This is a genomic window from Microvirgula sp. AG722, from assembly GCF_003269145.1.
In the GTDB taxonomy this organism is placed as follows: domain Bacteria; phylum Pseudomonadota; class Gammaproteobacteria; order Burkholderiales; family Aquaspirillaceae; genus Microvirgula; species Microvirgula aerodenitrificans.
Genome location: NZ_QLTJ01000005.1, coordinates 77,270 through 96,537, shown reverse-complemented (window position 1 = coordinate 96,537; position 19,268 = coordinate 77,270). Strand labels below are relative to the sequence as shown.

The following is a 19,268-nucleotide window of genomic DNA, read 5'->3' as shown; positions in this document are numbered from 1 at the left end:
TCTAATTCGCCCTTATGGAATGGCTTTTCAAAAAAATAGGTCTGGTCGCCCGGCACTCGAAACCGGAAGTGGTCCAGTCGCTGCTGGAACTTGCCCGCCACCTGGAGCAACAGGGGCTGCACGTTTTCATTGACCGCGACAGCGTGACCCGGGCCGAGGCCCAGGGGCTGACGCTGATCGACCGCAATGATTTCGGCAAGATTGTCGATGTCGCGATCGTGCTCGGTGGCGACGGCACCATGCTGTCGGTCGCCCGCCTGCTGGCGCCGTACCGCATCCCGCTGATCGGCATCAACCAGGGCCGGCTCGGCTTCATGACCGACATCCCGCTGCACACGATGATCGCCTCGGTCAGCAGCATCCTGCAGGGCGAGTTCCTGCCCGAGGAACGCATGCTGCTGCAATCGAGCGTCATGCGCGACAACGTCGAGGTCGCCCAGCACCTGGCACTCAACGATATCGTCATCAATCGTGGCGCCATGGGGCAGATGATCGAATTCGAGATCTTCGTCGACAACCAGTTCGTCTACAGCCAGCGCTCGGACGGCCTGATCGTCAGCACGCCGACCGGCTCGACCGCCTACGCGCTGGCCTCCGGCGGGCCGATCCTGCACCCGACCGTGCCGGCCATCGCCCTGGTGCCGATCTGCCCGCAGTCGATGAGCAATCGTCCCATCGCCATCAACGACTCCAGCGAAGTCGAATTCATGCTGACGCGCGGCGAGGATGCCCGCGTTCATTTCGACGGCCAGTCGCACTGCGACCTGATGGAACTCGATCGCGTGCTGATCCGCCGCTACCGCAATCCGCTGCGCCTGCTGCATCCACTCGGCTACAACTATTACGACATGCTCCGTCACAAGCTGCACTGGGGTGAGCGTCTGCTGTAACCCCTGCCGCACCCCGCCCTCTGCCCAATCGCTACCGGAATCCGCCCGCCGATGCTGCTATCGCTTTCAGTCCGCAACTTCGTCATCGTCGACCAGCTCGAACTCGACTTCCGTCCGGGCTTTACCGTACTGACCGGTGAAACCGGCGCGGGCAAATCCATCATCCTCGATGCCTTGTCGCTGCTGCTCGGCGGCCGTGGCGATGGCAGTCTGGTGCGGCATGGCGAGGAGCGCGCCGAACTGTCGGCCACCTTCGCCATCGGCGACATGGCCGACGTCCGCAGCTGGCTGGTCGGCCAGGAACTGGCCGACGACGGCAACGATGAACTGCTGGTGCGCCGCGTCGTCGATGCCGGCGGCCGCTCGCGCTGCTGGCTCAACGGCCGCCCGGCCACGCTGGCCCAGCTGCGCGAGGCCGGCGAGTGGCTGGTCGACATCCATGGCCAGCACGCCCATCAGTCACTGGTCAAACCGGATACCCAGCGCCGGCTGCTCGATGCCTATGCCGGCGCACTCGATATCGTCCAGGCGGTAAAGGGCGCGTTCGAGCAGTGGCAATCGGTCAAGCGCCAGCGGGTAGCCGCCGAACAGCACGTGGCCGAATTCGAACGCGAACGCGAACGCCTGCAATGGCAGATCAGCGAACTGACCGAACTCGGCGTGCAGGCCGGCGAATGGGAAGACGTGTCCGCCAGTCATGGCCGGCTCGGCAATGCCCAGGAGCTGATCGAGGCCGCGCAGACCGCCATCGACACCCTGTCCGAGTCGGATCACGACATTCTGTCCGCCGTGGGCCAGGTGCAGAACCGCCTGTCGCGGCTGGTCGACGTCGACAGCAAGCTCAAGGACACCGTGGCCCTGCTCGACTCCGCCGAGGCCGAGTTGCGCGAGGCGGTCTATGCGCTCCGCGATTACGCGGAGGGAATAGACCAGGACCCGGCCGAATTCGCGCGCATCGAGAAGCGCATCGACGCGCTGTATTCGATGGCGCGCAAATACCGCGTCCGTCCGGAAGAACTGCCGGAGAAACTCGCCGCCTGGCGCGAGGAACTGGAGCGGCTGTCGCAGTCGGCCGACGTCGACGAGCTGGTGCGCCAGGAAAGCGATGCCGAGCGCCTTTACCGCGACCTGGCCGACCAGCTGTCGCTGAAACGCCAGCAGGCGGCCGTCGAACTGGCCGACCGCATCAGCGAGGAAATGCAGGGGCTGGCGATGCAGGGCGCGCGCTTCGCCATCGAACTGGCCCCGCTGGCGGCACCGGCGGCCAGCGGCATGGAATCGGTCGAATACCTGGTCGCCGCCAATGCCGGCACCGCGCTGCGGCCGATGTCCAAGGTTGCGTCCGGGGGCGAGCTGTCGCGCATCAGCCTGGCGTTCCAGATCGTCGCCAGCCAGGTGGCGGCGGTACCGACGCTGATTTTCGACGAAGTCGACGTCGGCATCGGCGGCCGGGTGGCCGAAGTGGTCGGCCGGCTGCTGAAACGGCTCGGCCAGCGCTACCAGGTGCTGTGCATCACCCACCTGCCGCAGGTGGCCGCCTGCGGCGACAATCAGTGGCAGGTCGCCAAGCATCTGGAGGCCGGCCGCACGGTCAGCAGCATCCAGACCCTGTCCGACCGCGAGCGGGTGGAGGAAATCGCCCGCATGCTCGGTGGCGAGCAGATTACCGACACGACCCGGCAGCACGCGGCCGAGCTGCTGGCGCTGGTCGCCTGAGCGGCTACCGGATACTCGTGCACGCTCGCTGACGCCGGCCCGTCCTTCCCTGCCTGCGCCCGCCACCATGGCGGGCGTATGCCTGTCGGACCATTACTGTTTCATTTCTCTCAGCCCGTTCTAAGTCACACGGTTTTACCATCCATGGTGTGCTACAAAGGATATCCCATCCGGATACCAGTAGCGGCAAACATGAGGATGGACAAATGCGTGTGCTGTTGATTGAAGACGACCCGATGATCGGGGATGCCGTGATGCTGGCATTGCGGGATGCGACCTATGCCGTCGACTGGGCACGCGACGGTGAAGCAGGTCTGGCCCTGTTTGCCAACCAGCAATACGAAATGGTGCTGGTGGACCTGGGGCTGCCAAAAATGGACGGCTACGCCGTACTGACCCGGCTGCGGCAGAAGGACGCCCAGGTACCGATCCTGGTCGTGACCGCCCGCGACGGGCTGGACGATATCGAAAAGGGGCTGGACCTCGGCGCTGACGACTATGTGTGCAAGCCGTTCGAATTCCGCGAACTGCTGGCCCGCATGCGCGCGGTGACCCGGCGCAAGGCCGGTTCGGCCGCCCCCATCCTGTCCAACGGCGAAATCGATCTCGACCCGGCCAGCCGCGAGGTCAGCTACCGCGGGCAGTCGCTGCGCATGACCAGCCGCGAGTTCTCGCTGCTGCAGGCGCTGCTGCAGCGCCCGGGCGCAATCCTGTCCCGCAGTGACCTCGAGGAACGCATCTACAACTGGGATCAGGAAATCGACAGCAATGCGGTCGAGTTCCTGATCCACTCGATCCGCAAGAAACTCGGTTCCGACATCATCCGCAATGTGCGCGGCCTCGGCTGGATGGTGGCCAAGCGCCAATGAACTACTCTCTCCGCTTTCGCCTGTGCGCCTGGATTACCGCAGCCGTGCTGCTGGCGGCCGCTCTTGCCGGCTTTGCCTCTTTCGAAAGTGCGCGGACGGAAGCCAACGAGCTGCAGGATGCCCAGCTGACCCAGATCGGCACGCTGCTCGATGCACGCGACCTGTCGGTGCCACCGCCGCAGAACCTGGCGTCGACCACCACCGACCCGGACCTGTATATCGAGGTGCAGATCCTCGGCCGGCCGGATGTCGGTGACAAGGCCGTGTTCCCGTCCAATCTGCTCGACGGTCTGCACACGCTGAGCATCAACCATGAGGAGTGGCGGCTGTACGTGATTTCGCTGGACAACGGTGACCGTATCGCCGTCGGCCAGCGCACGGCCGAGCGCGACGAGATCGCCAATATCGGCGCCATGTCGACCATCGTGCCGCTGCTGGTGCTGATCCCGATCCTGCTGACCATGATCATCGGCGTGATCACGCTGGCGCTGCGGCCGGTCGCCCGCCTGAGCCAGCAGATCGACCATGATCCGAACCGCTGCCTGCAAAGCCCGCTGTCGGTCGCACAGCTGCCGGACGAGGTGGCACCGCTGGTGCGATCGATCAACCGGCTGCTGGCGCGCCAGTCGCGACAGCTCGAGCAGCAGAAGCGCTTTATTTCCGACGCCGCGCACGAGCTGCGCTCGCCGATGACCGCGCTGATGCTGCAGGCGGAGAACCTGTCCGCCGCCGACATGTCCGAGACCGCCCGCGAGCGGCTGCAGCGGCTGCAGGCCGGGCTGGGTCGCAGCGCCGCGCTGATCGAGCAGTTGCTCAGCCTGTCGCGTGCGCAGGCGCAGACCGCCGCCGCCACCCAGTCGGTCAGACTGGTGGATGTGCTGCACAAAGTGCTGGAAGACCTGGTGCCGCAGGCACAGGCGCGCGATATCGATATCGGCGTCGTTGCCCACGATGACGTCGGCGTTGCCGCCTACGAGCTGGATGTCGCCACCCTGATGCGCAACCTGCTCGACAACGCCATCAAGTACACGCCGCCTGGCGGCACCATCGACATCGGCATCCACCATGTCGGCGACGAGGCGACTTTCGAAGTTCGTGACAGCGGGACGGGTGTGCCCGACAACCTGATCGACCAGTTGTGGCGGCCCTTCTTCCGCGTTCCCGGCACCACCGCGCCCGGCGCCGGCCTCGGCCTGTCCATCGTCAGCAATATCGTCGACAAGCTGTCCGGCCGCGTGTCGGTTCGCAATGTCGCCCCGGATGAAGGCAGCGGCCTGATCATCGCTGTCCACCTGCCCGCCCAACCCTGACCCCATCACAATGACTCTGAACCAGAAATTGCTTCGCCACTCCGGTGGCCTGGTGTTCTGGGCGTGCCTGGCCATCGTCTGGCTGGGTACGCTCGGCCAGCGCGCGCTGATCACACCGGACGAAGGCCGCTATGCGACCCTGTCGCTGGGCATGCTGCACAGCGGCGACTGGATTACTCCGCGGCTGAACAACCTGCTGTATTTCGAAAAGCCGGCCATGCAGTACTGGGCGGGCGCGATCGCGTTCAAGCTGTTCGGCGTCAACGAATTCGCCGCCCGCTTCTGGCCCGGCCTGACCGGCCTGCTGACGGTGGCGCTGGTCGGCCTGACCGGACGGAAGCTGTGGTCGCCGGCCGCCGGCCGCAACGCCGCACTGGTTGCGGCCGGTTGCGCCTGGATCGTCGGCAACAGCCATTTCCTGACCCTGGATACCGGGGTGACCTTCTTCCTGACCGCCGCGCTGTCCGGCTTCCTGCTCGCCCAGCGCGACGGCGCCGATACACGCGAGCGCCTGTTCTGGAACCTGTTCATGTGGGCGGCCATGGCCGGGGCCACGCTGAGCAAGGGGCTGATCGGCATTCTGATTCCCGGCACCACGCTGGCGCTGTACTCGCTGCTGGCCCGCGATGTCCGGCCGTGGACGCGGATGAACTGGCTGCCCGGGCTGGCGCTGTTCCTGGTACTGAGCGTACCGTGGTTCGTGCTGGTGTCGCAGCAGAATCCCGGCTTCGCCCGCTTCTTCTTCATTCACGAGCACTTCCAGCGCTTCCTGACCACCGAACACCGCCGCACCGGCCCGGTCTGGTATTTCGTGCCGCTGCTGCTGGCCGGCTTCCTGCCATGGACCTCCCTGCTGCCGGCCACGCTGCGTGCCGGCTGGCAACGGGAGCCGGGCCGGTTCCAGCCGCGTCGGCTGCTGCTGGCCTGGTCGCTGTTCGTGTTCGTGTTCTTCAGCGTGTCCGGTTCCAAGCTGCCGTCGTACATTCTGCCGATGTTCCCTGCGCTGGCGCTGCTGCTCGGCCGGGAGCTGGAAGCGATGACGGCGCCGCGCCTGGCCCGCCACCTGATCGCCCCGGCCCTGCTGTGGCTGGCGGTGCTGGCGGCACTGCCGTTCCATGCCCGCTTCGCCTCGGCCGAGACGCCGCCCGCCGCACTGCACGCGCTCGCCGTCGGTCTGGGCATTGCCGCCATCCTGTTTCTGCTGTGCGCGTGGTTTGCCTGGCGCGCGCTGCGCCGTGACGAACGCGGTCTGGCACTGGCAGCCTGGGCGCTGGGCGGCTTCCTGGCCGTCACTGCCGGGGCGCTGGGTCACAACACCTACGGCCAGCTGAAAAGCAGCAAGGCCGTTGCCGTGGCCGCCGCGCCGCTGCTGACGCCGGCCACGCCGGTGTTCTCGGTGGCGATGTATGACCAGACACTGCCGTTCTATCTGCGCCGGCCGGTCACCCTGGTCGCCTACAGCGACGAGTTCGCCTTTGGCCAGGCCGCCGAGCCGGACAAGTCGCTGCCCGATATCGCCTCGTTCATCCGACGCTGGCGCGAGCTGCCCGCCGCGGCCGCCATGATGGGCCCCGGCACCTTCACCACCCTGAGCCAGGGCGGCCTGCCGATGCGCGTGGTCTACCGCGATGCCCGCCGCCTGTTCGTCATCAAACCCGCCCCTCCGGCCAATGGAGCCAATTAGTGAAACCGCTTGAATTTCTGCTGATCCTGATCGGCGTGCTGCTGAATGCCGGCGCACAACTGCTGCTGAAGGCCGGCGTGCGCCAGATCGGGCACTTTGAATTTACCGCCGCCAATGTGTGGCCGATCGGCCTGTCGCTGGCCGGCAACCCGCCGATCCTGGCCGGACTCGGCTGTTACGTGATCAGTGTCGGCGTCTGGATCATGGCGCTGTCACGCGTGGACGTCAGCATCGCCTATCCGATGCTGTCGATCGGTTATGTCGTCAATGCGCTGCTCGCCTGGTGGCTGTTTGGCGAAGCGGTGACCGTCATGCGTCTGATGGGGATCGCCATCATCATCGTCGGCGTGCTCGTCGTCGCACGCAGTTAGCATCAAGGAGTCGTCATACATGGATTTCCTGCCCTTCACCCGCCCCGATATCGACGAGGACACCATTGCCGACGTGGTCGGCGTGTTGCGCTCCGGCTGGCTGACCACCGGCCCGCGCTGCAGCGAATTCGAAGCCGCGCTGTCGGCCCATGTCGGTGGCCGGCCGGTGCGGGTGGCCAATTCGGCCACTGCCACGCTGGAATTCGCATTGCGCATCGCCGGGGTCGGTCCCGGTGACGAAGTCATCACCACGCCGCTGACCTGGGTCGCCACCGCCAACGTCATTCTGGCCGTTGGCGCCACGCCGGTGCTGGTCGATGTCGATCCGGCCACCCGGCTGATCGATCTCGATCTGGCCGAAGCCGCCATCACCCCGCACACCCGGGCCATTATCGCCGTCGATCTGGCCGGCCTGCCGGTCGACCGCGACCGGCTGTATACGCTGGCCACCCGCCATGGCCTGCGGGTGGTCGAGGATGCTGCCCAGTCGATCGGCGCCAACTGGCGCGGCCGGCGCATCGGCAGCGACGGCGACCTGGTCAGTTTCAGCTTCCATCCGAACAAGAACATCACCAGTGGCGAAGGCGGCTGCCTGGTCATGAACAATGAAAACGAGGTGCGGCTGTTCGAGAAGCTGCGGCTGCAGGGCGTGACCCGCCATGACGACGGCACGATGGATGTCGACATGCTGGGCGGCAAGGCCAATCTGACCGATATCGCCGCCGCCATCGGCCTGGGCCAGCTCAAACGGCTGGACGCGTTCAACGCCCGCCGCCAGGCACTGGCGCGACGCTATTTCGAGCAACTGCCGGACGATCTGGGCCTGGTGCTGCCGCCGGAGGATTTCCAGCATGGCAACTGGCACATGTTCCAGCCGCTGCTGCCGCTGGCCGACATGCAGGGCACGCGTCACGACTTTATCGCCGGCATGCGCGAGCACGGCATCGGCATCGGCGTCCATTACCCGGCGCTGCACCTGTTCTCGCTGTACCGCGGGCGCGGCTTTGCCGAGGGGGATTTCCCGCATGCCGAGGATATCGGCCGCCGCACCGTCACCCTGCCGCTGTTCCCGGCCATGCAGGATGACGACGTCGACCGCGTCTGCACGGCAATCGCCCGCGTGCTCCCGCCCCTGCTGGGGAGAGCCGCGTGACCAGCCCGGCTATGCTTTCCGTGGTCATTCCGGTCTACAACGAGGAAGCCACCCTCCCTGCGCTGTTCGACAGGCTGTACCCGGCACTGGACGCACTGGATGTCCGCTACGAGATCATTTTCATCAATGACGGCAGCGTCGACCAGTCGACGTCACTGCTGGCCAGCCAGTTCCATGCCCGGCCGGACGTGACCCGCGTCATCCTGTTCAACGGCAACTTCGGCCAGCATCGCGCCATTCTGGCCGGCTTCGCCCATGCGCGCGGCGAACGCATCGTCACCCTGGACGCCGACCTGCAGAACCCGCCGGAAGACATCCATTTGCTGCTGGCCGAGATGGACAAGGGGCACGACTACGTCGGCACCATCCGCCGCAGTCGCCACGACAGCCTGTGGCGCCATGTCGCCTCGCGGATGATGAACCGGCTGCGCGAGCGCATCACCCGCATCCACATGACCGATCAGGGCTGCATGATGCGCGCCTACAGCCGGCGCATCATCGACACCATCAACCAGTGCAATGAACTGAATACCTTTATCCCGGCACTGGCCTACCAGTTCGCGCAGAACCCGGTCGAGACCGTGGTCGGCCATGAACAGCGCCATGCCGGCGAATCCAAGTATTCGCTGTACAGCCTGATCCGGCTGAACTTCGACCTGGTGACCGGGTTCTCGGTGGTGCCGCTGCAGATGTTCTCGCTGCTGGGCACGCTGATCTCGTTCGGTTCGGCCATCCTGGTGGTCTACCTGCTGCTGCGCCGGCTGATCGTCGGTCCCGAGGCCGCCGGGCTGTTCACGCTGTTCGCCATCAGCTTCCTGCTGATCGGCGTGGCGCTGTTCGGCATCGGCCTGCTCGGCGAATACGTCGGTCGCATCTACCAGGAAGTGCGCCAGCGGCCGCGCTACCTGATTGCCGGCATCCTGGAACACAAGGAAGACGCATCATGACCCGTGCCGTCGTTTTCGCTTATCACGACGTTGGCGTCCGTTGCCTGAAAACCCTGCTGTCGCACGGCATCGATGTGGCGCTGGTGGTGACCCACCGTGACCGGGCTGACGAGAACATCTGGTTCGCCAGCGTCGCCGATACCGCTGCCGACTACGGCATCGAGGTCATCACCCCGGACGATCCGGATACGCCCGAAGTGCTCGACCGCGTTCGCGCCGCGCATCCGGACCTGCTGTTCTCGTTCTACTACCGCCACCTGCTCGGCACGGCACTGCTCGACAGCGCGCCGCTGGGCGCCTTCAACATGCACGGCTCGCTGCTGCCGGCCTATCGCGGCCGCGTGCCGGTCAACTGGGCGCTGATCCACGGCGAGACGGAAACCGGCGCCACGCTGCACGCCATGACCAGCAAGCCGGACAACGGCGCCATCGTCGACCAGATGGCGGTGCCGATCCTGCGCGACGACGATGCGGCCGACGTGTTCGCCAAGATCACGGTCGCCGCCGAAATCGTGCTGTCGCGCAGCCTGCCCGCGCTGGCCGCCGGCCGCGCGACGCTGACGGCGCAGGACCTGTCGCGCGGCGGTTATTTCGGCGGTCGCCGGCCGGAAGACGGCCATCTCGACCCGGTCTGGGACGCCGCGCGCCTGCACAACTTCATCCGTGCCCTGACCCGCCCGTTCCCCGGCGCCTTCGCCAGTCTGGCGGGGCGACAGTTGCGGATCTGGCGCAGCTTCCGTGCCCCGTTCCCCGTCGGCGCCCCCCGGCCCGCACGCGCCAGCCTGATGGCGGCCGGCGGCACCCTGTGGCTGCTGGCGGCCGACGGCCAGGCACTGCGCCTCACCGACGCCGAACTCGATGACCAGCCGCTCGACGCGGCGGCCTTCCATACCCTTTTTGATCAACAGACCCTCGAGCTGGCCTGACGCCTGCCCCGGCCTCCACCTGCTGGAACCCACCATGAAAAAAGTCCTCATCCTCGGCGTCAACGGCTTTATCGGCCATCACCTGACCCGGCGCATCATCGACACCACCGACTGGCACATCTACGGCATGGACATGAACTGCGACCGGATCCAGCCGTGGCTCGACCATCCGCGCTTCCATTTCTTCGAGGGCGATATCGGCATCAACAAGGAGTGGATCGAATACCACGTCCGCAAGTGCGATGTGGTGCTGCCGCTGGTGGCCATCGCGACCCCGGCCACCTATGTGAAGGCACCGCTGCAAGTGTTCGAGCTCGATTTCGAGGCCAATCTGCCGATCGTTCGCCAGTGCGTGAAGTACAACAAGCGCGTGGTGTTCCCGTCGACCAGCGAGGTCTACGGCATGTGCGGTGACGCAGAATTCGACCCGGAGAACTCGCCGCTGGTCTACGGCCCGATCAACAAGCCGCGCTGGATCTACGCCTGCTCGAAGCAGCTGATGGACCGGGTCATTGCCGCCTACGGCCAGCAGGAAGGGCTCGACTACACGCTGTTCCGCCCGTTCAACTGGATCGGGCCGGGCCTGGACAGCATCCATACGCCGAAGGAAGGCTCGAGCCGGGTCATTACCCAGTTCCTCGGCCATATTGTTCGTGGCGAACCGATCAAACTGGTGGATGGTGGTCAGCAGAAACGCGCGTTCACCTTTGTCGACGACGGCATCTCGGCCCTGGTCAGGATCATCGACAACCCGGCAGGCCGCGCCAGCGGGCAGATCTACAATATCGGCAACCCGACCAACAATTTCTCGGTGCGCGAACTGGCGACCATGATGCTGGAACTGGCCGCCACCTATCCGGAGTATCGCGACAACGCGGCCAGGGTCGAACTGATCGACGTCAGCTCGGGCACGTATTACGGCGATGGCTATCAGGACGTACAGAACCGGGTACCGAAGATCGAGAATACCTGTGCCGATCTGGACTGGGCACCGCGCGTCAGCATGCTCAGCGCACTGAAGAGCCTGTTCGACTTCTATCGCGACGAAGTGGCCAGCCAGCGCGACCTGGTGAGCTGAGCGATGAGCACGCTGGCGCTGAAAATCGACGTCGACACCTGGCGTGGCACGCGTGAAGGCGTGCCACGCCTGGTCGAACTGCTGCAGCGGCACCGGGCCGGCGCGACCTTCCTGTTCAGCCTCGGCCCGGACCATACCGGCCGCGCCATCCGCCGGGTGTTCCGTCCCGGCTTCCTGTCCAAGGTATCGCGCACCTCGGTGCTCGAACACTACGGGCTGCGCACACTGCTGTACGGCACCGTGCTGCCCGGCCCGGATATCGGCCGGCGCGCGGCAGCCACCCTGCGCGCCGTGCGCGATGCCGGTTTCGAGGTCGGCGTGCATTGCTGGGACCACATCCGCTGGCAGGATCATGTCGCCGGCCTTGATGCGGCCTGGACCCGGCGCGAGATGGAGCGGGCCCGCGATCGCTTCAGCGATATCTTCGGTGAAACGCCGCGCGTTCACGGAGCCGCCGGCTGGCAGATGAACGACGCCGCCTATGCACTGGAACGCGAGCTGGGATTCGCCTACGCATCCGATGGCCGTGGCAGCGGGCCATTCCAGCCGGTTGACGCCAATGGCCGGCCATTCGGCGTGCCGCAGTTGCCGAGTACGCTGCCGACGCTGGACGAGCTGATCGGCATGGACGGACTGACGCCGGACAATGTGCACGCGCATCTGCTGGCGCTGACGGCCGACCCGCCAGCGCAGGGCCATGTCTATACGCTGCATGCCGAACTGGAAGGCATGAAACTGCTGCCGACCTTCGAACGCCTGCTGGACGGCTGGACGGCACAGGGCTACCAACTGGTGTCGACCGGCGAACAGTTCGCCCGGCTCGACCCGTTTGCCCTGCCGCACTGCAGGGTGTCGATGGGGGAAATCCCCGGCCGCAGCGGCGTGCTGTCGCTGCAGGGGGCGGCAGTCTGACACCGGCCGGGGAGCTAGCGTTCCCCGGCCGGCGCCACCCATGTCACCAGCAGCAGCGCCGCCAGCAGCGCACAGCTGCCGGAAAAGGCGAACGCCAGCAAGGGCGAGCCCAGGGTATACAACCAGCCGAACAGCAGGGATGCCGGCAGCAGCATGATGCCGGTCACCAGATTGAACCAGCCGAAGGCGGCCCCGCGCCCGCTGACCGGTGCCATGTCGGCCACCAGCGCCTTCTCCACGCCCTCGGTTGCGGCAATGAACAGCCCGTAACCGGCGAACAGCCCGAACAGCCAGGCGCCACTGTGCGTCGCCAGACCGAGCCCGGTGTAACACATCCCGTAGGCGGCATAACCGCAGACCAGCATGCGGATGCGGCCGACCCGGTCCGACAGCGCCGACAGCGGGGTCGAGAACAGCGTCGCCACCAGCGAGACTGCGGCCCACAGCAGCGGCACCTGCGCCTCCGGTACGCCCAGCTCCCGTGCGCGCAGCAGCAGGAACAGGTTCGACGCATTGCCCAGGGTGAACAGCGCAACCACCAGCAGGTAGCGGCGAAACGCCGGCGGCATGTCGCGCAGGCGCTGGCGACGGGCAAAGGCGGTTTTCAGCGCGCTGGCCGCATGCCGGGCGCCGATGCGCTCTGCAGTCACGACCGCCGGCTCGCGGATCGCGCACGCCAGCAGGATGCACAGCGCCGCCGGCAGGGCCGACCACAGGAACAGGTCGCGCAGCGGTACGCCGCGTGCCAGCAGCATGGCGGCCAGCAGCGGACCGATGACCGCACCGGCATTGTCCAGCGCCCGGTGCAGACCGAACACCAGCCCGCGGCGGTCGTCAGGCACGCTGGAAGCCAGCAGCGCGTCGCGCGGTGACGAGCGCAGCCCCTTGCCGACCCGGTCGCCGAAGCGGATCAGCAGCAGCCACGGCCACGAGCTCACGAAGGCGATCAGCGGCCGGCCAACGCCGGCCATGCCGTAGCCGACCAGTATCCACGGCCGCGCGCGGCGGGTGCTGTCCATGACGATGCCGGACAGCAGTTTCAGCAGGCTGGCGGTGGCTTCGGCTATGCCCTCGATCAGGCCGAGCACGCGCGGGCCGGCCATCAGCACCGATGACAGATACAGCGGCAGCAGCGGATAGAGCATCTCGCTGGCGCTGTCATTGACCAGACTGATCAGGCCGATCAGCCAGACCGTTCGCGGCAGGGCCCGCAACGCGGCGAACATATGCCGTCTCCGGTGAGGAATGGGAATGCGGGCAGTTTACCCCACAAGCATGGCCGTCTTGGCCAGCATGCCCAGCGCCACCGCCATCAGCACCAGGGCAAAACCCCGCTGGACCTGCGCCTGCGACCAGCGCCGCGACAGCCAGCGCCCGCCGAGCGCGCCCAGCGCCGTGGCAGCGGCAAAACCGAGCGTAATGCCGGCCGGCATGCTGACACCGTGTGCCAGTGCCGACAGCACGCTGCCGCTGCCGACCAGGGCGATGGTCAGCAGCGAGGTGGCAACGACCCCGTGCATGGACAGATTGGTGAACCGGCGCAATGCCGGCACGATGACAAAACCGCCGCCGACACCGAGCAGCCCGGTCAGCAGGCCGGTCAGCGCCCCGATGCTGCCGAGCAGGCCGGCGGTGGCCAGGTTCCAGTCGAAGCGCCCGGTTTCCGGATTGATCCGCGCCCAGCCCGGCGACGGGCGCTCCAGTTCATCATGGCGCCGCCACATCCGCCCCGCCGCCAGCAGCATGGCCACGGCGAACAGGCCGGTCAGCCAGACCTGTGATGCCTGATGGGCGATCCACAGCCCGAGCGACGAAAACGGCACCCCGGCCAGCGCCATCAGCAGTGACGCCCGGTAGCGTACCAGCCCGCGCCGCCAGCCCTCGAACGCGCCCACGGCGGAACTGCAGGCGACGGCGACCAGCGCGACCGGTGCCGCCTGCTGCATGCTCCAGCCAAGCCCGGCCACCAGTGCCGGCACGCCGAGAATGCCGCCGCCGGCACCGGTCAGACCAAGCACCACGCCGATCAGCACGCCCAGCAGCAGAACCATCAGCATGATCCGCCTCCGTCAGGGTGCCGGATGCCGGCGCGACCAGGCGGCAAACAGTGCCATGCCGGCCAGCATGGCCAGCGTAAACACGATGGCCTTGCCGACCCCTGCCCCGGTCAGCAGCAACGCCGGTCCCGGGCACAGGCCGGCCAGGCCCCAGCCGATGCCGAACAGCAGACTGCCGAGCCACAGCCGGCGATCGATCGCGGTCGCGGTCGGCAGCCGCATCGGCAAGCCCAGCCATGACACGGTCCGTCGGCGGGCCATGGCAAACGCCAGCAAGCCGACCACCACCGCACCGCCCATCACCAGTCCCAGCGACGGGTCCCAGTCGCCAGCCAGGTCGAGAAAGCCCAGCACCTTGGCCGGACTGGCCATGCCGGCCACGATCAGGCCCAGGCCAAAGACCAGGCCGGACAGCGCCGCAAACAGTATGTTCATCATTGTCTGTCTCACCCCGCCAGCAAATGGCGCATTACGTACACGGTGGCAAAGCCGGCGGCCATGAAGCCCAGCGTGGCGACCAGCGAGCGCGGCGACAGCCGTGACAGGCCACACACCCCGTGCCCGCTGGTACAGCCCGAGCCGAGCCGGGTGCCGAAGCCGACCAGGACGCCGGCCACGATCAGCAGCGGCCAGCCGGCATCGATCACGGCGGACGGCAGCGGCGCGGCAATCCGGTACAGCCACGGCGCCAGCATCAGCCCGGCCAGGAAAGCCACGCGCCAGCCGGTATCACCGCGCAGCGGGCGCAGCAGGCCACCGGCAATGCCGCTGATTCCGGCGATGCGACCGTTGCACAATACCAACAGCGCAGCCCCGATACCGATCAGCGCACCGCCGGCCAGGGCGGTCCACGGGGTGAAATGCAGCCAGTCAATGGTCATGGCGTGTCGTCCTTCGGGCAGTACAGCAGGTACAGTGTGCCAAGCAGTGTCAGCACCTTGTCGTCGGCAACCGAGTAGAAAATGCGCTTGCCGTCGCGGCGGGTCGTGACCAGCCCTTCGGCGCGCAGCACGCCGAGTTGTTGCGATAGGGTCGGCTGCCGGATGCCGAGCAGGCTTTCCAGTTCGCTGACCGAGCGTTCGCCCTGCGACAGCTGGCACAGCAGCAGCAGGCGATCCTCGTTGGCCAGCGTGCGCAGCACGGTAGCGGTTTCAGCGGCGGCCAGACGCATGACGCTGATGTTCAGGTCCGGATGGGGTATGTCCATCTTGCTTCCTTGATGCGGATTGCCAATATTATATTGAATGATATTATGTATATCAACATATCGTTTACCTGCCCCCGGAGCCGCCATGTCGCCCAGCATCGAAGCCCTGCATGACAGCACGACCGCCACCGTCACCTATGTCGTCTACGACGCGCCGGGCGGCTACGCGGCCATTATCGATCCGGTACTCGACTACGACCCGAAAGCCAGCCGGACCGGCACGGCCTCGGCCGAACGCGTGCTCGACTGCCTGCGCCGGCACGACTTGCGCGTCGCCTGGATCCTGGAAACCCATGCCCACGCCGACCACCTGAGCGCGGCGCAGTGGCTGAAGGCGCGGGTCGGTGGCACGGTCGCCATCGGCGAGCATATCCGCAGCGTCCAGCGGACCTTCAGCGCCCTGTACCACCTTGGCGACGGGGCGCCGGCCGATGGCGCGCCGTTCGATCACCTGTTCCGGGACGGGGACACCTTCGCCATCGGCGCGCTGACGGCCTGCGCCCTGCACGTGCCGGGACACACACCGGCCGACATCGCCTACCGGATCGGCGACGCGGTCTTTGTCGGCGATACGCTGTTCATGCCCGATGTCGGCACCGCACGTTGCGACTTTCCCGGCGGTGACGCACGCCGGCTGTACCACTCGATCCGCAAGCTGCTCGCCCTGCCCGGCGACACGCGGCTGTTCATGTGCCATGACTACCCGCCGCCGGGCCGCGCCGCCGCCTGGGAAACGACGGTGAGCGCGCAGCGCCTCGGCAATATCCATGTCCGTGACGGCATCGGCGAGGACGACTTCGTCCACATGCGCACGGTGCGCGACCGGACGCTGGACATGCCGGCGCTGATCTGGCCGTCCGTCCAGGTCAACATCCGCGCCGGCCAGTTGCCGGCGGCGGAAAGCAACGGCATGCGCTACCTGAAGATCCCGCTCGACGCGTCATAGCTCAGAGACGGAAGAACAGCCAGGTCAGCACCAGGAACAGTGGCAGCAGGATCGCGCACGACCACAGCAGGAAGCCGAAGAAGCTCGGCATGGCGATGCCGCGCTGCTCGGCAATTGCCTTGACCATGAAGTTCGGCGCATTGCCGATATAGGTCAGCGCCCCCATGAATACGGCCCCCATCGAGATCGCCAGCAGGGTCTGCGGCAGTTGCGTCATCAGCGTGAACGCATCACCGGCGGCCAGGTTGAAGAACACCAGGTAGGTCGGCGCATTGTCGAGGAAGCCGGACAGGAAGCCGGTCATCCAGAAGTACATGGCGTTGATCGGCAGGCCGTCCTCGCCGGACACCAGGCTGACGATGGCCGCCAGATGGCCGTCACTGCCGGCGCGCAGGATGGCGATGGCCGGCGCGATGGTAATGAAGATGCCGGCGAACAGCTTGCCGACTTCCAGGATCGGGTCCCAGTTGAATTCGTTGCCGGCCCGCACCTGCTTCGGCGTCAGCAGCAGCGACAGCAGCGCCAGTCCGATCAGCAGCAGGTCGCGCACCAGGTTCTGCAGTTCCAGCGGGGTACCGAGCACATCGAAGGCGATGCCGGGTTTCCAGAAGCCGGACAGCAGCACGGCACCGATCACACCAGGCAGCAGCAACAGGTTCAGACGGCCATACAGCTTCAGCGGCGTCGGCGGCGCGCCATCGTCCACGGCGGCGCCATCGCGGCGGAAGTAATAGCTGTCGATCACGTAGAACACGGCCAGCAGCGCCAGCGACAGCAGCAGCACCGGCAGCGCCATGGCCTTGACGGTCCAGAAGAAGTCGACCCCCTTCAGGAAGCCGAGGAACAGCGGCGGATCGCCCAGCGGCGTCAGGCCACCGCCGACGTTGGCGACCAGGAAAATGAAGAACACCACCACGTGCACGCTGCTGGCGCGGCCATGGTTGGCTTTCAGCACCGGCCGGATCAGCAGCATGGCCGCGCCGGTGGTGCCCATCAGCGAGGCCAGCAGTGTGCCGATGGCCAGCAGCCCGGTGTTCAGCGCCGGCGTCGCACGCAGCGTGCCCCACACCAGGATGCCGCCGGACAGTGTATACAGAGAGAACAGCAGGACGATGAACGGGATGTACTCGGCCACCAGCGCATGCGCCAGCAGCGCCAGGGTGGTGGAACTGCCGAAGGTGATGGTGAACGGCAGCAGGAACAGCACGGTCCACAGGGCGGTGATCTTGCCGAAATGGTGATGCCAGATGCCCGGCGCAAAGATCGGGAACAGGGCAATCGACAGCAGGATGCCGCAGAACGGCAGGGTCCAGCCCAGACTCAGTGTGGTGCCATCGAGGTCGGCAGCACTCGCCACGCCGGGCAGCAGGAACAGAAACGGCAACAAGTGTTTCAGGATCGGCTTCATTCAGTCTCCAGCCCGGCTGGTACCGGACATTCTGATGGGTCGAGGGAAATCGCAGGCGGAAAGCAGGCGGGAAACGCTAAAGTCGGCATAAAATATGCCGTTGAAAAAAAGCGAACGCACTGCACCATGCAGCAGCGAACAAGATAACGCCCTGTGACCACAAGACTCAAGTCGACGATCCATGCCGCCGCTCAGCCGGGTGCCGGTCGCCGGCCTGACACCGGACAAAACCATATCAAGTCATGAGTGAAGACAACAGCAACAGCAGTGGATACAACTATGCACTGGAAGTCAGGTTCGCCATCGGCGTCCAGCCGCGGGACGTCCGTATTCTCCACCGCTCAATGGCTTTCAAGTCGCATCTGGTCAGCGAATGGGCATTGATGCAGGAAGCCAAGGATTTTGCCCGCCGCCAGCTTGAGGATGAGGGTTTCCCGGCCAGCGAGGTCCGCATCCTCAATGTCACCGCCACGCTCGGCAAGAAGGTGATCGGCAACGAGAGTCGCTGAGCACCGCTTGCCGGTGCAGGCATGAAAAAACGGCGCGACAGATGTCGCGCCGTTTTTCACTTGATGACGCTCGCCAATCAGTGACCGCCGCCGATGGTTTCCAGCACGGTCCAGTTGCCGCCCTGGGCCTTGTAGACGGTGATGCCGCCTTCCTTCAGGTCGCCCTTGTCGTCATACGCCCAGGCCGACGAGGTCACGCCCGAGTAGTTGATCTTGGCCAGTTCCGGCAGGTACTTCGCCGGTTCGGCCGAGTTGGCCTTCTTCATGGCTTCGATCATTGCGCGGGTCGCGTCATAGCCGTACGGCGAGTAGGTCGCCACGTCCTGCTTGAAGCGGGCCTTGTAGCGGGTCTCGTAGTCCTTGCCCTTCGGCATCTGTTCCAGCGGCAGACCGGCCAGCGAGGCGATGGTGCCGTCGGCTTCGGCGCCAGCCAGCTTCAGGAAGGTCGGGGTCTTGGTCATTTCGCCGGAAACCAGCGGGGCCTTGATGCCCAGGCGCTTCATCTGCTTGGCCATCGGGGCCGATTGCGCATCGGCGCCACCGTAGTAGACCACGTCCGGGTTCACGCCCTTGATGGCGGTCAGGATGGCAGCGAAGTCGGTCGCCTTGTCGGTGGTGAACTCGCGCTTGAGGATTTCACCGCCGGCAGCCTTGGCCGCCTTCTCGAACTCGTCGGCCAGACCCTGGCCGTAAGCGGTGCGGTCGTCGATGACGACGATCTTCTTGCCGAGTTTTTCCACGACCCACTTGCCCATCACGCCACCCTGCTGGGTGTCGGACGTCATCGAACGGAAGGTGGTCTTGAAGCCCTGCTGGGTGTAGTTCGGTGCGGTCGCCATGGCGATGTTCGGAATGCCGGCATCGTCATAGATCTTCGACGCCGGGATCGCGGTGCCGGAGTTGAAGTGGCCGATCAGGCCGCTGATCTTCATGTCGGCGAACTTTTGCGCGATCTGCGTCGCGGTCTTCGGGTCGGCCTGGTCATCTTCAGCCACCAGTTCGAACGTCACCGGCTTGCCGTCGAGGGTCGGCTTTTCCGCGTTGGCATCTTCGATGGCCAGCGTGACGCCGTTCTTGTATTCCTCGCCGTAGTGGGCTTGCGGGCCGGTCAGCGGGGCGACGAAACCGATCTTCACCACGCTGGCGCCAGCGGCGGCAGCAGGTTGATCGGCAGCCGGCGCGGCCGCTTCATCCTTCTTGCCGCAGGCCACCAGGGCCAGGGCAGCTGCAACAGCAGCGGTAATCGTCAGCAGTTTGGTCTTGTTCATAGTCTTCCTCTCTACTT

At 66.1% G+C, this 19,268-nt stretch carries 20 protein-coding genes; 13 read left to right on the top strand and 7 right to left on the bottom strand.

Features of this window, described 5'->3' with window-relative positions; genetic code table 11:
* The first annotated feature begins 14 nt into the window (after positions 1-14).
* The 11 genes from DFO50_RS09365 (at position 15) to DFO50_RS09315 (ending at position 11,856) form a co-directional block, all read left to right on the top strand.
* On the top strand, positions 15-890 hold the full coding sequence (locus DFO50_RS09365) for an NAD kinase (protein ID WP_028498811.1): 876 nt from the start codon (positions 15-17) through the stop codon (positions 888-890).
* 51 nt (positions 891-941) lie between these two features.
* Positions 942-2,606, top strand: a complete 1,665-nt coding sequence (gene recN, locus DFO50_RS09360) for a DNA repair protein RecN (protein ID WP_028498812.1) — start codon at positions 942-944, stop codon at positions 2,604-2,606.
* Between the two features lie 206 nt (positions 2,607-2,812).
* Positions 2,813-3,475, top strand: coding sequence for a response regulator transcription factor (locus tag DFO50_RS09355; RefSeq protein WP_028498813.1), 663 nt, complete (start codon positions 2,813-2,815; stop codon positions 3,473-3,475).
* On the top strand, positions 3,472-4,785 hold the full coding sequence (locus tag DFO50_RS09350; protein ID WP_112692386.1) for an ATP-binding protein: 1,314 nt from the start codon (positions 3,472-3,474) through the stop codon (positions 4,783-4,785). The genes DFO50_RS09355 and DFO50_RS09350 overlap by 4 nt, the downstream gene beginning before the upstream one ends.
* 10 nt (positions 4,786-4,795) lie before the next feature.
* A complete protein-coding gene (locus tag DFO50_RS09345; RefSeq protein WP_112692385.1) occupies positions 4,796-6,469 on the top strand; it encodes a phospholipid carrier-dependent glycosyltransferase in 1,674 nt (557 codons plus the stop codon).
* A complete protein-coding gene (locus tag DFO50_RS09340) occupies positions 6,469-6,840 on the top strand; it encodes an SMR family transporter (protein ID WP_028498816.1) in 372 nt (123 codons plus the stop codon). The genes DFO50_RS09345 and DFO50_RS09340 overlap by 1 nt, the downstream gene beginning before the upstream one ends.
* Before the next feature lie 19 nt (positions 6,841-6,859).
* Positions 6,860-7,993 (top strand): DegT/DnrJ/EryC1/StrS aminotransferase family protein, encoded by a 1,134-nt coding sequence (locus DFO50_RS09335; protein WP_112692384.1) that lies wholly within the window; start codon positions 6,860-6,862, stop codon positions 7,991-7,993.
* A complete protein-coding gene (locus DFO50_RS09330; RefSeq protein WP_028498818.1) occupies positions 7,990-8,940 on the top strand; it encodes a glycosyltransferase in 951 nt (316 codons plus the stop codon). Before DFO50_RS09335 ends, DFO50_RS09330 begins: the two co-directional genes overlap by 4 nt.
* Positions 8,937-9,866: a formyltransferase gene (locus DFO50_RS09325; RefSeq protein WP_028498819.1), complete on the top strand. Its 930-nt coding sequence runs from the start codon at positions 8,937-8,939 to the stop codon at positions 9,864-9,866. The genes DFO50_RS09330 and DFO50_RS09325 overlap by 4 nt, the downstream gene beginning before the upstream one ends.
* 34 nt (positions 9,867-9,900) lie before the next feature.
* Positions 9,901-10,944, top strand: a complete 1,044-nt coding sequence (locus DFO50_RS09320) for a bifunctional UDP-4-keto-pentose/UDP-xylose synthase (protein WP_028498820.1) — start codon at positions 9,901-9,903, stop codon at positions 10,942-10,944.
* Between the two features lie 3 nt (positions 10,945-10,947).
* A complete protein-coding gene (locus DFO50_RS09315; RefSeq protein WP_107889719.1) occupies positions 10,948-11,856 on the top strand; it encodes a polysaccharide deacetylase family protein in 909 nt (302 codons plus the stop codon).
* A gap of 14 nt (positions 11,857-11,870) precedes the next feature.
* Here DFO50_RS09315 and DFO50_RS09310 read toward each other — a convergent pair whose 3' ends face one another.
* Genes DFO50_RS09310 through DFO50_RS09290 form a run of 5 tightly spaced genes read right to left on the bottom strand, consistent with a single transcriptional unit; the run spans position 11,871 to position 15,084 of the window.
* Entirely contained in the window at positions 11,871-13,082 is a 1,212-nt protein-coding gene (locus DFO50_RS09310) for an MFS transporter (protein WP_107889718.1), read from the bottom strand.
* A gap of 36 nt (positions 13,083-13,118) precedes the next feature.
* Positions 13,119-13,913 (bottom strand): sulfite exporter TauE/SafE family protein, encoded by a 795-nt coding sequence (locus DFO50_RS09305; protein ID WP_028498823.1) that lies wholly within the window; start codon positions 13,911-13,913, stop codon positions 13,119-13,121.
* 12 nt (positions 13,914-13,925) lie between these two features.
* A complete protein-coding gene (locus DFO50_RS09300; RefSeq protein ID WP_233495228.1) occupies positions 13,926-14,351 on the bottom strand; it encodes a DUF6691 family protein in 426 nt (141 codons plus the stop codon).
* A gap of 8 nt (positions 14,352-14,359) precedes the next feature.
* Positions 14,360-14,794, bottom strand: a complete 435-nt coding sequence (locus DFO50_RS09295) for a YeeE/YedE family protein (RefSeq protein ID WP_107889717.1) — start codon at positions 14,792-14,794, stop codon at positions 14,360-14,362.
* Positions 14,791-15,084, bottom strand: coding sequence for a metalloregulator ArsR/SmtB family transcription factor (locus DFO50_RS09290; RefSeq protein WP_084299967.1), 294 nt, complete (start codon positions 15,082-15,084; stop codon positions 14,791-14,793). Before DFO50_RS09290 ends, DFO50_RS09295 begins: the two co-directional genes overlap by 4 nt.
* 121 nt (positions 15,085-15,205) lie before the next feature.
* Here DFO50_RS09290 and DFO50_RS09285 point away from each other — a divergent pair, with 121 nt between their 5' ends.
* Positions 15,206-16,066, top strand: coding sequence for an MBL fold metallo-hydrolase (locus DFO50_RS09285; protein WP_112692383.1), 861 nt, complete (start codon positions 15,206-15,208; stop codon positions 16,064-16,066).
* A 1-nt stretch (position 16,067) separates the two neighbouring features.
* Here the strand turns inward: DFO50_RS09285 and DFO50_RS09280 are convergent, their stop codons facing one another.
* A complete protein-coding gene (locus tag DFO50_RS09280; protein WP_107889715.1) occupies positions 16,068-17,474 on the bottom strand; it encodes a sodium:proton antiporter in 1,407 nt (468 codons plus the stop codon).
* 242 nt (positions 17,475-17,716) lie between these two features.
* Here DFO50_RS09280 and DFO50_RS09275 point away from each other — a divergent pair, with 242 nt between their 5' ends.
* A complete protein-coding gene (locus DFO50_RS09275) occupies positions 17,717-17,983 on the top strand; it encodes a hypothetical protein (protein ID WP_028498829.1) in 267 nt (88 codons plus the stop codon).
* Positions 17,984-18,060: 77 nt separating this feature from the next.
* Here the strand turns inward: DFO50_RS09275 and DFO50_RS09270 are convergent, their stop codons facing one another.
* On the bottom strand, positions 18,061-19,251 hold the full coding sequence (locus DFO50_RS09270; protein ID WP_028498830.1) for a branched-chain amino acid ABC transporter substrate-binding protein: 1,191 nt from the start codon (positions 19,249-19,251) through the stop codon (positions 18,061-18,063).
* Positions 19,252-19,268 lie beyond the last annotated feature (17 nt).

Excerpts from the sequence above, each read along its gene's own strand:
- DFO50_RS09280 (WP_107889715.1), bottom strand. The coding sequence starts at position 17,474 with ATGAAGCCGATCCTGAAACACTTGTTGCCGTTTCTGTTCCTGCTGCCC.
- DFO50_RS09285 (WP_112692383.1), top strand. The coding sequence starts at position 15,206 with ATGTCGCCCAGCATCGAAGCCCTGCATGACAGCACGACCGCCACCGTC.
- DFO50_RS09320 (WP_028498820.1), top strand. The coding sequence starts at position 9,901 with ATGAAAAAAGTCCTCATCCTCGGCGTCAACGGCTTTATCGGCCATCAC.
- DFO50_RS09365 (WP_028498811.1), top strand. The coding sequence starts at position 15 with ATGGAATGGCTTTTCAAAAAAATAGGTCTGGTCGCCCGGCACTCGAAA.
- DFO50_RS09300 (WP_233495228.1), bottom strand. The coding sequence starts at position 14,351 with ATGATGAACATACTGTTTGCGGCGCTGTCCGGCCTGGTCTTTGGCCTG.
- DFO50_RS09325 (WP_028498819.1), top strand. The coding sequence starts at position 8,937 with ATGACCCGTGCCGTCGTTTTCGCTTATCACGACGTTGGCGTCCGTTGC.
- DFO50_RS09310 (WP_107889718.1), bottom strand. The coding sequence starts at position 13,082 with ATGTTCGCCGCGTTGCGGGCCCTGCCGCGAACGGTCTGGCTGATCGGC.
- DFO50_RS09290 (WP_084299967.1), bottom strand. The coding sequence starts at position 15,084 with ATGCGTCTGGCCGCCGCTGAAACCGCTACCGTGCTGCGCACGCTGGCC.
- recN (WP_028498812.1), top strand. The coding sequence starts at position 942 with ATGCTGCTATCGCTTTCAGTCCGCAACTTCGTCATCGTCGACCAGCTC.
- DFO50_RS09295 (WP_107889717.1), bottom strand. The coding sequence starts at position 14,794 with ATGACCATTGACTGGCTGCATTTCACCCCGTGGACCGCCCTGGCCGGC.
- DFO50_RS09305 (WP_028498823.1), bottom strand. The coding sequence starts at position 13,913 with ATGCTGATGGTTCTGCTGCTGGGCGTGCTGATCGGCGTGGTGCTTGGT.
- DFO50_RS09355 (WP_028498813.1), top strand. The coding sequence starts at position 2,813 with ATGCGTGTGCTGTTGATTGAAGACGACCCGATGATCGGGGATGCCGTG.
- DFO50_RS09315 (WP_107889719.1), top strand. The coding sequence starts at position 10,948 with ATGAGCACGCTGGCGCTGAAAATCGACGTCGACACCTGGCGTGGCACG.
- DFO50_RS09345 (WP_112692385.1), top strand. The coding sequence starts at position 4,796 with ATGACTCTGAACCAGAAATTGCTTCGCCACTCCGGTGGCCTGGTGTTC.
- DFO50_RS09350 (WP_112692386.1), top strand. The coding sequence starts at position 3,472 with ATGAACTACTCTCTCCGCTTTCGCCTGTGCGCCTGGATTACCGCAGCC.
- DFO50_RS09275 (WP_028498829.1), top strand. The coding sequence starts at position 17,717 with ATGAGTGAAGACAACAGCAACAGCAGTGGATACAACTATGCACTGGAA.
- DFO50_RS09335 (WP_112692384.1), top strand. The coding sequence starts at position 6,860 with ATGGATTTCCTGCCCTTCACCCGCCCCGATATCGACGAGGACACCATT.
- DFO50_RS09270 (WP_028498830.1), bottom strand. The coding sequence starts at position 19,251 with ATGAACAAGACCAAACTGCTGACGATTACCGCTGCTGTTGCAGCTGCC.